This window comes from Cypionkella sp. PAMC25878 (genome assembly GCF_058135695.1).
Map to the genome: position 1 here is coordinate 1,799,087 of NZ_CM176871.1, position 11,857 is coordinate 1,810,943.

The following is an 11,857-nucleotide window of genomic DNA, read 5'->3' on the forward strand; positions in this document are numbered from 1 at the left end:
AGGTTTATAGGCTTGCTTGTGCCAGCATGATATGGCCCATCGCGGTCGCCACGATCCCTGTCGCGCCCGCCTTGGTCACGGTGAGGAAGTCGTAGAAATACGAGAAGATCACCGGGGTTTCATCGAGCAGCAGCGTCTGGATCTTGCCCGCCGATGCGCGCTGCGATTCCAAATCTAGCGAGGCGATATAGCCCTTCACCAGCGTATCATACTCGGCATTGGCGAAATGCGCCGAGTTCCAGGTGCCTGTGCTGGTCAGCGGCGCTTGCAGGAACACGTTTGGCACCCCGCGATGGCCGTAATCGGTGATGCCCATTTCGGAATCAAGCCAAGGCGATTTGCCCGGCACTGCATCGCCGTAATAAGCGCCCTGATCCATGATGTTCAGCGTAATATCACCGCCGATTTCCTTGACCGCATTCTGGATCAGCACCGCGTAATCTGGAATCTCCAGATATTTCTCGGTGGTCAGCGTGGTCTTGAATCCCCCCGCCATCCCCGCCGCTTCCATCAACTGCTTTGCCTCGGCAATGTTCATCTCGCGCTGGGCGATGCTGCTGTCGGTCGAGGGATAGGCCGGCATGAACGGGCTGTCATTGCCGATCTGCGCCTTGCCACGCAGCAAGCCTTGCACGAATTTTGGGCGATCCAGTGTCAACGCAATTGCGCGGCGCACGCGCTTGTCTTTGAAAGGTTCCATGTCGGTGCGCATATGCACCTGATGATGCGTCGAAGACGGCGTGGTGACGATATTGAAGTTCGGATCGGCCAGAAGACCCACGGCTTGCAATACCGGGACTTGTTGAATCAGGTCGATTTCGCCAGCCTGAAGCGCCAGAATCTGCGGCTGATAATCGTCGTAGAATTTGATCTCGATCCGGTCGGGAAGTGCAGCCGCCCCCCAATAATCCGGGTTGCGCACGAATGACGCACCAACTTTCGGGGTGTATTTCTCTAGCTTGAACGGGCCGGTCCCGATCATCGTTGCCTCAAAATCCTCCGGCATCTCGGCAGGCAGGATTACGGCATTATAGTTGTCGGTCGATACCGCATAGGGGAAGTTGCCATTGGCGGCATCCAGATGGAATTCAACCGTGTAATCATCGACCTTGCGGGTGCCGCCTTTCGACAGCATCCCCGACAGCGCCGACAACGCGTTAGAGCCCACCGCCGGATCAGATAGCCGATCAAAGGTGGCGACCACATCATCCGCGGTCATCAGCTTGCCGTTGTGAAACTTGACGTTCTGCCGCAGCTTGAAGGTCCAGACCGTGCCATCGGCATTCGGCACCCAGCTTTCCGCCAGCAGCGGTACCGCCGACAGATCAGGTGCCGAAAGTACCAGTGGCTCGGCAAATTGCGACAGGATCGTAACACCGCCCGCATCTGCAATCGTCACCGGGTTGATCACGCCAGCAGGCACGATCTGACCAAAGCGGATGGTGCCGCCCGGCGTGCCAGCGCGCGCGGCAACCGGGGCAAGCCCGAAGCCCAACGCCCCCGAAATCCCACCCAACAGTGGCGCAGACAGGCCCAGAACCGAGCCATAGCGCAGAAACTCGCGGCGGCTGACGGCCTCGCGCACCACACCGTCGATCAGATGGTTCTCGTGTTCACTGCGTCCACGGCGCAAAATATCCAGCAATTTGTGATTGATTGTCATATTCGTCTCTCCGGCTGTTGGGAAAAGCGCCATCTGGCGTGGCTTGAGGCGGTTCGGGGGCGGGATCGGCTGAAACATGGCTTCAGACCAACCAGGCGGGCACCCAGCATTGACCCGGCTGCGTTGCGCAACATGCCTGACTCAATGGCGGTCAATATAGAGTATTGCGGCATCAGAGTCCTTGGTTTTGGGTAAGGAAGCGTCGCTAAAGACGTGGGGTTCGACAAGTTGGCAAAATCTTAGCCTGACTTAGAAAATATAAGTCACAAAGCCACAGCTGAACACTTTTGTTTCAGCGCAAAGTATCGAAACCTGCCGGGTATGGCCCGACAAAAGGGACCAAAATCCAGAAAGGCCACGCTGTGCAAAAGATCATCATAGATTGCGATCCCGGCATTGATGACGCTGTGGCGATCTTTCTGGCGCTGGCCGCGCGCGACGATATTCAGGTGCTGGGCATCACTTGTGTCAAAGGCAATGTCGGGCTGGGCAAGACCTACCTGAACGCGCAACGGATTTGTGCCGCGGCGGGGCGACTGGATATCCCGGTGCTGCGCGGCATTTCGCGCCCGATACTGGCTCCTGCGGATCTTGCCGCTTCGGTGCATGGGGTGGATGGCTTGGGCGATACTGGCCTACCGCTGCCTAGCGATTTTCCGCAAACAAAGACCCATGCAGTCGATTTCATCCGACAACAGGTCGATAAGTACCCCGGCGAGGTGGTGGTTTGCGCCCTTGGGCCGCTGACGAATGTGGCGGTGGCGCTGCTGTTTGACCCGTTATTGGGAAAAAAACTGCGCTCCATCGCATTTATGGGCGGCGCCGCTTATTGCCCAGGCAATATGAACGATTTCGCCGAGTTCAATTTCATGGTTGACCCACATGCCGCCGAGATTGTGCTACAATCCGGGGCACAACTGGTGATGTTCGGTTTGGATGTGACGCAACAGACCCGGATCGAGGAACTCCATCTAGCACGCCTACGGCAGAACGGAAACGTTTGCTCCGACATCGCAGAACGGCTTTTGACCGCATATGCCAAGGGTGATCAGCATTTGCACGACCCGTGCGTCGTTGCGTGGTTGATCGAACCGTCTATATTTTCGGGAACACAAAGTCGGGTCAGAATCGTGACTGAGCCTGGACCGCAGTTTGGACGATCAATGGCGAACATCGACCCGCATGGAAATTGCCTCGTCATGACGCAAGTTGACCAGCAAAGGCTGTTCTCCATTTTGCTATCAAAACTTGCGCAATGGCCCTAGGGAAATCTCCAAGATCACTCGGCGGGCCGGTCGTTGCGGCGTGAACGAATGACCGCAGTTCGACGTTGCTGCGGTCGTCATGCCGCGCCTCAATCAGGCCGTTTTCCGCTCTGCCTGTTGATCAAAGCCGGAAATGTTGCACGGCTGGCAAACGGCCGCTCCAGCTTGATGCTGCATCTGCTCTGCCGCGACGCCGTCAGACTGCTTACCGCCCTCTTCGTCGATGTCACCTACTTACCCACGGCCGCACCTTCGGCATCGCCGCCGTCACCTCGACCTCCCGCAACATGCCACCCGCCAGCAGCCCGTCCCGCACCCAATCCAGCGCCTGCCACCAATCCTCATAGCCGCGCCGGGCGGAGGCGATCTGCTCTGGGTGCGGCCTCCAGGTCACTGGGCATGCCAGAACCTCGACCGTGCGCCAGCGCCCGCGGTGCAGCACGCGTTCCACGCCCACCACCACCGTGGTGGATCGCTCGCCATGCTGGTTGCTCTTAGTCTCCACCGGCACGCAGCGTGGAACGACGCCGGGGAGCCAGTCTGGCGTCATCCCCGCGCGCGCCAGTTCGGCGACGTAGATCGCCATGCGGTTCCCGCCCAATCTGTCGGGCATCCCGGCCAAAGTTGCAGCCACGACCTCGGCATCCTCATGGGTGTAGGACTGCGATTTATGGCCACCGCCATCAACCTTGCACCCCAGCCGCGCGCGCTGGATCAGCACGTATTCCATACCAAAGCCGAACCCTTCTTCGTCGATGTCGCGCCGCTGCGGCAGTTCCAACTGCGCTTTTTCCACCCGAAAGGCCCATTCGAGGATCGCCTGCACGCACAGCGCGCGTTTGACCCGAGCACCGCCAGCGCGACTGATCCGTCCCTGCATGCTCATGGCTGCATTCCTTCAAACAGGGTCATCTGTGCTGGGCGCTCCGGCCCATCCATCGGCCGCCAGATCCACGGGCCCGAGGCCATGGGCAGCCGCGAGAGCACGCCACGCGTGCGCTGCTGCCAGTGGGTGAACTCCGTTTCCGAGCAGGCGCAGAGCGCGTGACCGATGGGCCAGCCCATCAACCAGCCGACGAACAACGGGTTCAGCCGCCGCCGCGCCCGGGCTTTCAAGACCCTGCGCGACACGACACGCCCATGCGATGCAATCATCAAAGCCCACAGCGGGCGCGAGATCGGGGCGTGGTGCGAGGGCTGCAGCCCATGCGGCGTGATCGGCGGGACCGGGTGGGTGAAGCCCTGTTCCGCCCGGTAGTGCAGGATATCCATCCGTGACTTGCCGTCGGCGCGGGTTACGCTGGCCGGGCTGCTGCCCTTCCAGTTCTGCGCTGCCGGTGTCGGCCATTGGATTGCCTGCGCACTGAGCTTCGGCTCGCCCCGGCTGTTGATCTTGCCGCGCAGCCGGTCGACCTGATCGTCGGCCACCGGCGTTTGCCATTGCGCCGCCTGCGCTGGCAGGGGAGGCATCCCGCCCGAGCCATAGCTCTGGCCCGGCCCACCCTTCGCCCCATCCGATCCCTTCGGCGTCGACCAGTTGGTGATGCCCAGCGCCAGCGCCTCGGCCTTGCGGGTAAAGTCGCTGTTCCCGGCCGGGTTGTAGTTCGCCGTGCCGGGATGCAGGCTCATCGGTGTGGGCCAGGATGAAGATGCGCAATCGCTGGTGCGCCGCGCCGACTTCTGCCGCGCTGAACAGGCCCGCCGCAGGCGTGTAGCCCATGTGCCAAAGCTCTCGCAGCACGGATTCAAGGCCGAGGGTGACGTGACCTGAGACGTTTTCGAGGAAAACCCATTCTGGTAAACATTCCCCGATGACCCGGGTGACCTCGGGCCAGAGGTGCCGGGGGTCGTTGGCACCCTCGCGTTTGCCAGCGGCACTGAAGGGCTGGCAGGGATATCCGGCAAGGACGATGTCGAATGCTCCGTGGAAGGACCGGACATCGAAGCTGCGGAGATCATCCCAGATTGGCGCGGATGCGAAATATCCCGCGCGCTGGGCGGCGATGAGGACGCTTCGGGGGTAACCTTCCCATTCGACAAAGGCGCGGGTGTGGAAACCGGGTTCGGCGAGCATGACGCCCAGATCCAAGCCTCCGCCGCCAGCGCAGAGGGACAATCCGTGCCGGGGACGTGACACCATGCCATTCACCGCACCCCCCGCTCGCGCAGGCGTTCCGGCGTGACGAGGCCCCGCACCAGCATGGCATCACGGATGGTGTTGCTGATCACGCTCTGGGGCAGATAGCCGTCGGCATTGACCATCTTTGCGTAGAACGCCGCCTTTTCGTCGTCGCTGAGCGGAGGCTTCACTTCGCCCTTGCGCTGCCGTTTGGCTTTCTGGCCGCTGGCATCTGCGGCGGCAGTTTGCGCATCGCGCTGGGCGGCGCGTTCCATGAACCTGTCGAGGGCTTTCGGCCCATCGGGCGGGTTGGGATGATCACCCCGGCTCTCGGTGGCGACCTCAATAATCCGGTCCTCGGTCAACCCGAGGTCATCCCGCCAGCGGCGGACATGGAGCCGCGCTGGCGATCCCTGCCACCACGCGGGCAGAGTGGCGTTGGCTGCAAAGCCCAGCGCATTCAGCAGCTTTGCGAAAAACCGATCAAAATCGGAATCTCGCGCTTGCGCATCCTCCTCCTCCTTTACAGGTTTACTTAGGGTCCAGACTCATTGATCGTCAAAGCCAGAACAAGACGGTTGCGGCGAGAGCGACGGCGGAGAGGAAGACTTTTGGGCATCTGTCGTAACGTGTTGCCACCCGCCGCCAGTCTTTGAGACGGCCAAACATGATCTCAATCCGATTGCGGCGTTTGTATCGGCGTTTATCGTATTTGACAGGCTTCGCGCGTGACTTCCGGCCGGGGATGCAAGGCGTGATCCCCTTGTTTTTCAGGGCGTCTCGGAACCAGTCGGCGTCATAACCCCGGTCAGCCAGCAGCCACGTCGCTTTGGGTAAGCTGCCCAGTAAGGCCGCAGCGCCGGTGTAATCGCTGACCTGACCTGCGGTCATGAAGAAGCGGATCGGTCGGCCGTTTTCGTCAGTGACGGCATGCAGTTTGGTATTCATGCCACCTTTGGTCCGGCCAATCAGACGACCGCGCCCCCCTTTTTCACCCCAAGGCTTGAAGCCGTGCGGTGCGCCTTGAGATAGGTCGCGTCGATCATCACCGTCTTCGGGACCGCCGCCTCGGAGGCCAACCCTTCCATCATCCGGGCAAAGACGCCCATGTCGCCCCATCGCTTCCAACGGTTGTAAAGCGTCTTCGCCGGGCCGTATTCCTTCGGCGCGTCAGACCAACGCAAGCCATTGCGATTGATGAAGATAATGCCGCTCAAGACCCGACGATCATCGACACGCGGCACCCCGTGGCTCTTGGGAAAGAAGGGTTTAAGTCGAGCCATCTGCTCGTCCGTCAGCCAGTAAAGGTTGCTCATTGCTCAGTCTCCTTGCGGAGCCTGAATCACGGCTGCGTTGCAAAATCAATAGGTCCTGACCCTAAGAAGGCACTAAAGGAGCAGGTTGATCCATGGATGGCTATAGTCACTCCCAGTCCGGGCAAGGGCTATGCAGTATATTCTTGCTTGCGGGAAACCGGAAACTTGACGCCCTCGTCAATCGTTTTCGTCGATCCGCCTGAACAGACGGGTGATTTCCAGATCGAGCTGCCTCCCGACTGGGTTAGACGGCAGAATTACGCCGCTTGGTTGAAAATCATGGGTTTGCCGGGCGCTTCCAGTCGGTTGTTGTCTGCGCCCGACAGTCGAGAAGCCTACAGTGAGACGACTGAAGTTCGGATGCAAATCCTTAGAGTTCGAGACCGATTTTTTGCAGTGTCCGGTTTTCTCGGGCGGCCTTCGGCCTTTGCTCACACGCGTTTTGTTGTTGGAATCGAGGTCGATGCACTTCGTGCAGTTAGTTCCGCGATACAGGGTTCCTCAGATGCACTGCGCGGCTATCGCTCACGACGTCGGGACAGCGACGATGTCACTGCGCCGATCAGCATCCTCAATGACGGTACCATGTTCGGCATTTTCTCTAGTCCAGATTTTTCTGGCACAGAGAGTTTCATGCTCTGATAATCTAGGCGGGTCAACGTTCGGGAACTGTCGGAATTCGTATGCGTGTTTATGTCCGATTCCAAGAGACTTTATGCCGTCTCTGGAACATGTTAATTCATACGCGGCAAATCGGTCCAGTTCGACTGTAGTGGCTGCCTGTCCCCGCAACCAAATCTAATAAACATATCAGATACTTAGAACCAGACCTAAACAGTCGGGTTTTTGCTTGTGCAAAACACATCAACGCCACATCAACGTTTGAAGAGTCGCGCTGAAAAAGTGGTGGGAAATCAATCGCCTACCCATAAATCCCGATTTTGCCGCCATCGACCATTTGAGTCTGGCCCGACCGTAATCCTTGTGGCAGCATCGCGCCATGATCGAGTTCCGCACCCTTCCTGATGACCATCCTGACCTGGCATGCTCGCCGCTGTTGCGGGCTGCGCTGCTGACGCTTCGGTATGCGCAGGAGCACGGGGCCATCGGCCTGACTAAAACAATGGCCTTCAAGCGCGTCTTTGTGCATTGGGCGGTCGAACATTTTGACTGGCCCGGAAAAAGCGCTGAAGAAATGTTCCGCTACAGCAAGGTCATCAATGAATACGAATTCCCTCCGCTCGAGGTGCTGCACCAGCTTCTGATCACCCTGCGCCTGGCGCGCCACTTCAAAGGCGAATTCCGTCTGACCAAGCGTGGTGCAGAACTGGCGGACGCGCCAGCGCCGCTGTTTGCCGAACTCATCCCCTTCTTCGTTCTCAAGATTGACCACTCCTCCTATGCCCGTTTTGAAGATCGTCCCTTCGGCAAATGGGATGTGTGGATGAACGTCATCAACGTCGAGGCCGACCATGGCACCACCGAGAGGGCGCTGTTCGCGGCCTTCTACGGCGAGGAGCATGATTGGGACAACGCAGGATGGCGCGAAATGGCGGCGTTCTCCTCCTGCGTTCTGCGCCCGCTTGAATGGGCAGGGCTTCTGGTCCAGACCCGTGGAGAGCGCGAGGGCAAGCACCTTCACCACGTCTTCAAAACACAGCTGTGGCGCAGTGCGATGAGACTGGATACCGATCGCATGCTGCAGCCTATCTCCGTTCAATAGTTGGCCTACGTAACCGGCCCATAGAATACAATAAGCGGGTCATGCTATGCTGCGGTCCGGCTTGCCCTTAAACGGCCATTCGCCGCCAAATGCAGCAATGCACAATTGGAATAGTCGGTTAGATGAAGAGGCTCTCGAGCGCCGAAACAACAAACGCCTGTTCTTGCCGTGTGAGCGACCTGACTGCTTTGGCGAAGGAAGCCAGTTCGCCTGCAAGATGCGCATCTATCGCGCCGGTTTTGGTTGCGCCCAAGACGGGAAGTTTGTCTTCCCTTACCCTTACGAGCAGTGAAAATGACACGACAGACTTCCCAGTGGGCGACTTTGGCAAGCCCGGAATTTGGCCATCCTCCAAGACGCAATCACCTTTGAATCCGGAGCCGGAGTTCAGAAAAAGAAATGCGAAGATCGTCTCGTGCTCTGTCCGACCAAGGCAAAGGTGAAATTTTTCCTTGCCTGCGATGGTCGAGTGGAAGCGGATGACATCACCAGCTTCATACATACGACGAGTATTCAGCCAACGTGGCGGCTTGCTCGAAATTTGGCTCCTCGAAAAGCAGGCCGAGCTTCATGGCATAGGCCGCTCGACCACCATCTTCACGCCAAGCATCGACGTAAGCGGGGTCTTCGTGAGTCAGCCGTCGAATCTGACTAAAGCCCAACGACTGAACCACACCGAGCGATTGAGTCAAAACCTCGATATCGCTCGCTGACAGAAAATCTTGAGGATCCAAAGCTTCATCGACGGGGAAGAAATGCTTCGTCGACTTGATGTGCGGAACCGATTTCCAAGGCACACCATGAAGTTGATGGTCACGCATAGCCTTCTCATTTCCTTTGAGAAGATCATAGGCGAGCGATGGGACCGGCCCGTGAAACATCGCACAGTAGTTATCGTATGTTACTGGCCTTCCCCATTCGTTCAGATGGGCACGGTCTGCGAGGAACAGTGTTTTGACCAGATCATACTGCGACACGTTTCGGCCTCGCCGCTGGGATTCGACCATAACGAAGTATAGCGCGGCCACGATGCGGTCCACGTTAGGCTTCATCTCGACATGCTCAGGGATAGCGTTGCTCATCACTCGGACCTCTATGGTCGCTGCATGTAAAGGAATCTACCAGAATTCCAAGATATGCGAGAAAAAAGTGAACATGTTGTGGCCGTGCAGCGGATGCGCTGAATTCTATGGGTGCGACGCCGCTATGCCGCTTGACCGCTTTCCACCCTTTATGCCCGCGGCACTGGTGCGGTGGCCATCTTTGGCACCAAGGTCCGCTTTCCTGGTGCTGACGTGACCTGCTCCCACCGGCTGAGGGCGTCCGCTTTCCCCCGCCCGAAGTTGCCGCGCGAGGAACAGTTTAGGGTCCCACGCGCACTGCGTAGCGGGCTGCCGACCGCGCTCAGATTTGCCATTTGGAAGAAAATGCGTTCGACATCACGCATTCAGCGATCAACCACTGACCACTGCGCCCAAGTAGAAGTTGAGCATCTCGTCAAGCGAGGTCGGGTTCCGCCGCAGGCGGCTCCGCAGGGCAGCCCCCTCCCAGCAATTAACCAGCAGGTCGGCCATCTGCCGCACATTGGTATCTGCGGCGACTTGGCCAAGTTGCCGCGCTTCTTCCAGGCAACCAGCCACCCGTTGGGCAATTGCGGAAAAGCAAGCTTCGATCTTCTGTCGAAACACCTCGCTGACACCCGACAGCTCTTGGCCGAGGCCACCAAGAAGGCAAGGCACCTGCGATGCTGGCAATCTCGCCGATGTGATCGCCGAGGAAAGCGATGCTGGTCTGGAATATTCCGCCCGTCCGCGTGGCATCGGCCAGCGCATTGGCCACCGTCTCCAGAGCCGGTGCCACCGCCACCGTCAGTTGGTTCGTGAGCCCAAGCCAGACCAGACCTAGCCGGTCGATTGCATCACCTGCCGTCCGGATCTGATCGGCGTCCTGATCGGAAACCGCCACCCCGAAGTCCGTGATGTCCTGGGAGGCTTGGCGCAGCGTGGCGCTGTCGATCCGGCTGAAGGCAAGAGCTGCCTTGTCGCCGAAGAGGGCCGAGGCCACGGCAGCACGCTCGGCAGGTGGGACGAACTTTGTCAGCGCGTCCTGAATGGCGACGATGCGTTCATCGAGCGGTGCCGCCTTCATAAACGAGATGCGCTGCGCCGGGTGGCGGGGCGACAGCGCATCCATGATCTCGCGCAGGTAGGGCGTCCGGGCTGTGCGATAACGCCCCGGTTCAGCGCTGGCACGCGACGACAGCCATGCATACGCGGGCATTGGCGTGCAGCGACGGGCTTCATGATGCTGACTGACATGCTGGTTCCATCCACGACCATATTTCCGCGGTGATTTCTTCCAGCGGCTTTCCTTCAAGCGTGGTTCCTCTGGAGTACGCGCTCCATTGCGTTTCCTTGCCTTGTTCGGTCGAAAACTCGGGTGACAAGCCCACCGGACAGGTCGTCGGTATGGCGGTTTCCCTCCGGCTGAACGTTCCCCTGATCGTGTCAGCCAGTTCTTGGCTATCGATCTTGACCGCCTTTGGCAGTGTCCACAGATCATAGAAATCTTTCATCCTGCTGTTGGCGATGCCCAGCGCGACCACCGCCTGAAACTTCTCGGCGATTACGGTCGCAGGGGAATAGGCACGTATGGATGCCGTCGGGAAATCCAAAAGGGAGCCGTAGTCGATCTGGTATTTTGGGTCGCCGAGGGCATCGCCGAACCCGAGGTCCACGGTAATCGGAATCTGGGTGGTTCCCAAATAGGCGGTCGTGCGCAGGCGCATGCCGCCGTAAACCTGATCTTCGCGGATCGGGGCGGCCGTCAGATTGGCTGCGTCATAGATCAAGCCGTCACCGCCGTCGATCGCAAGGATCGTTGAAAAGGCTTCTTTCAACGCGGCTTCTTCGTCAGACCCAAATGCCAGGAAATCTATGTCCCGCGTGAACCTGCCAGTGTCGGCCGTCCAGAGCGTGACCAGCATTCCGCCTTTCAGGACGAAGCGATCACGATAATCAGAGACCGACAGGCGGTAGACCAGCCGCTCGAGGCCAAAGGCAACGAGGACGACATCGAAGACCTGCCCCTCTTGCCGTGCCAGGTTGAGCAGGCGCTGCCGGACGGAGGCTGCGATATCCTTGGGTTGCTTAGCCATTGGATGTCAGCGCCTCCAGATAGGGGCGCATCTGGTTCCATGCCCCGTTTTGCTGGGCGGCCTCTGCCAGTTGTCCCGGCGTTGCCTTGCGCTCGTTGAGGGCAGACTTCATGGCCTCGATGGCCACAGACCGGTCAACCAGCTTCGGGTTTCTGAAGGCGTCAGCAATCGATTTGGTGATGGAATACACCCGCACATCGACGCCGTGGATGTTGTGAACCTCAAGCCCGTTCGTCAGATAGGGTTCGCGAAACCGAACAACGCGGATTTGGGGATAGTCGATCTTCGGGGCCCAATCCTTCGCGCCAACTGCGATCCAGATTTTGCGTGGCAGCTGGTCGGTCAGTTGGTGAAAGGACAGCGACGAAGTCAGGCAGATCACTGCTTTCGGAGCCCGCTTTGCGATCTCGATCAGCGCCGAATGCAGATCCGGTTCGCTGTCTGGCAGTTGGTAAAGACCGCGTCCGATACGAACAACAGCGCCCTCGGCAACTGCGCGCGATATTGCCGTCGCGGCCACGCCAATCGCCGCCAGATCCCTGGACCGGGCTGGTGCATGAGCCTCCATGAAGTCGATCATTCGGGCACGTTGGCTGTGATCCGCGATCATCGGC

The 11,857-nt window shown here is 59.1% G+C and carries 13 protein-coding genes and 2 pseudogenes; 3 read left to right on the plus strand and 12 right to left on the minus strand.

The window, feature by feature from the left end; all coding sequences use genetic code 11:
* Positions 1 to 4: 4 nt before the first annotated feature.
* Positions 5 to 1,663, minus strand: coding sequence for an ABC transporter substrate-binding protein (locus ACS5RD_RS08550; protein WP_489930826.1), 1,659 nt, complete (start codon positions 1,661 to 1,663; stop codon positions 5 to 7).
* Positions 1,664 to 2,025: 362 nt separating this feature from the next.
* On the opposite strand from ACS5RD_RS08550, the gene ACS5RD_RS08555 reads away from it, so the two are divergent.
* The gene (locus ACS5RD_RS08555) at positions 2,026 to 2,928 is read left to right on the plus strand and encodes a nucleoside hydrolase (RefSeq protein WP_489930827.1); all 903 of its coding nucleotides are present in this window, start codon (positions 2,026 to 2,028) and stop codon (positions 2,926 to 2,928) included.
* A 226-nt stretch (positions 2,929 to 3,154) separates the two neighbouring features.
* Here the strand turns inward: ACS5RD_RS08555 and ACS5RD_RS08560 are convergent, their stop codons facing one another.
* The 5 genes and pseudogenes from ACS5RD_RS08560 to ACS5RD_RS08580 form a co-directional block, all read right to left on the minus strand.
* Positions 3,155 to 3,814: a hypothetical protein gene (locus ACS5RD_RS08560; protein ID WP_489930828.1), complete on the minus strand. Its 660-nt coding sequence runs from the start codon at positions 3,812 to 3,814 to the stop codon at positions 3,155 to 3,157.
* Positions 3,811 to 4,557, minus strand: a complete 747-nt coding sequence (locus tag ACS5RD_RS08565; RefSeq protein WP_489930829.1) for a DNA methyltransferase — start codon at positions 4,555 to 4,557, stop codon at positions 3,811 to 3,813. Before ACS5RD_RS08565 ends, ACS5RD_RS08560 begins: the two co-directional genes overlap by 4 nt.
* 55 nt (positions 4,558 to 4,612) lie before the next feature.
* Positions 4,613 to 5,068 (minus strand): annotated as a pseudogene (locus ACS5RD_RS08570) (DNA cytosine methyltransferase); the annotation flags it as partial.
* Between the two features lie 5 nt (positions 5,069 to 5,073).
* Entirely contained in the window at positions 5,074 to 5,412 is a 339-nt protein-coding gene (locus ACS5RD_RS08575) for a hypothetical protein (protein WP_489930830.1), read from the minus strand.
* A gap of 193 nt (positions 5,413 to 5,605) precedes the next feature.
* Positions 5,606 to 6,363, minus strand: a protein-coding gene (locus tag ACS5RD_RS08580) for an IS5 family transposase (protein ID WP_489927796.1) whose coding sequence is annotated in 2 segments (ribosomal slippage) — positions 5,606 to 6,045 and positions 6,045 to 6,363 — 759 coding nt in all. Because the reading frame shifts where the segments join, the coding sequence is not laid out codon by codon here.
* A gap of 96 nt (positions 6,364 to 6,459) precedes the next feature.
* On the opposite strand from ACS5RD_RS08580, the gene ACS5RD_RS08585 reads away from it, so the two are divergent.
* Both ACS5RD_RS08585 and ACS5RD_RS08590 read left to right on the plus strand, forming a co-directional pair.
* A complete protein-coding gene (locus ACS5RD_RS08585) occupies positions 6,460 to 7,005 on the plus strand; it encodes a hypothetical protein (protein WP_489930831.1) in 546 nt (181 codons plus the stop codon).
* A 358-nt stretch (positions 7,006 to 7,363) separates the two neighbouring features.
* Entirely contained in the window at positions 7,364 to 8,086 is a 723-nt protein-coding gene (locus tag ACS5RD_RS08590) for a hypothetical protein (protein WP_489930832.1), read from the plus strand.
* A gap of 118 nt (positions 8,087 to 8,204) precedes the next feature.
* On the opposite strand, the gene ACS5RD_RS08595 is transcribed toward ACS5RD_RS08590, so the two are convergent.
* The 6 genes and pseudogenes from ACS5RD_RS08595 to ACS5RD_RS08620 all read right to left on the minus strand — a co-directional run bounded on the left by ACS5RD_RS08595 (position 8,205) and on the right by ACS5RD_RS08620 (position 11,853).
* Positions 8,205 to 8,588, minus strand: coding sequence for a hypothetical protein (locus ACS5RD_RS08595; RefSeq protein WP_489930833.1), 384 nt, complete (start codon positions 8,586 to 8,588; stop codon positions 8,205 to 8,207).
* Positions 8,581 to 9,168 carry a Panacea domain-containing protein gene (locus ACS5RD_RS08600; RefSeq protein WP_489930834.1) on the minus strand — a complete coding sequence of 196 codons (588 nt, stop codon included), beginning with the start codon at positions 9,166 to 9,168 and terminating at the stop codon, positions 8,581 to 8,583. The genes ACS5RD_RS08595 and ACS5RD_RS08600 overlap by 8 nt, the downstream gene beginning before the upstream one ends.
* Positions 9,169 to 9,540: 372 nt before the next feature.
* Positions 9,541 to 9,918 (minus strand): TetR family transcriptional regulator C-terminal domain-containing protein, encoded by a 378-nt coding sequence (locus tag ACS5RD_RS08605; RefSeq protein ID WP_489931355.1) that lies wholly within the window; start codon positions 9,916 to 9,918, stop codon positions 9,541 to 9,543.
* A gap of 304 nt (positions 9,919 to 10,222) precedes the next feature.
* Positions 10,223 to 10,357 (minus strand): annotated as a pseudogene (locus ACS5RD_RS08610) (phage terminase large subunit family protein); the annotation flags it as partial.
* A 28-nt stretch (positions 10,358 to 10,385) separates the two neighbouring features.
* Positions 10,386 to 11,243, minus strand: a complete 858-nt coding sequence (locus ACS5RD_RS08615) for a nucleotidyl transferase AbiEii/AbiGii toxin family protein (RefSeq protein ID WP_489930835.1) — start codon at positions 11,241 to 11,243, stop codon at positions 10,386 to 10,388.
* Positions 11,236 to 11,853 carry a type IV toxin-antitoxin system AbiEi family antitoxin domain-containing protein gene (locus ACS5RD_RS08620; protein WP_489930836.1) on the minus strand — a complete coding sequence of 206 codons (618 nt, stop codon included), beginning with the start codon at positions 11,851 to 11,853 and terminating at the stop codon, positions 11,236 to 11,238. The genes ACS5RD_RS08615 and ACS5RD_RS08620 overlap by 8 nt, the downstream gene beginning before the upstream one ends.
* Between the last annotated feature and the right edge of the window lie 4 nt (positions 11,854 to 11,857).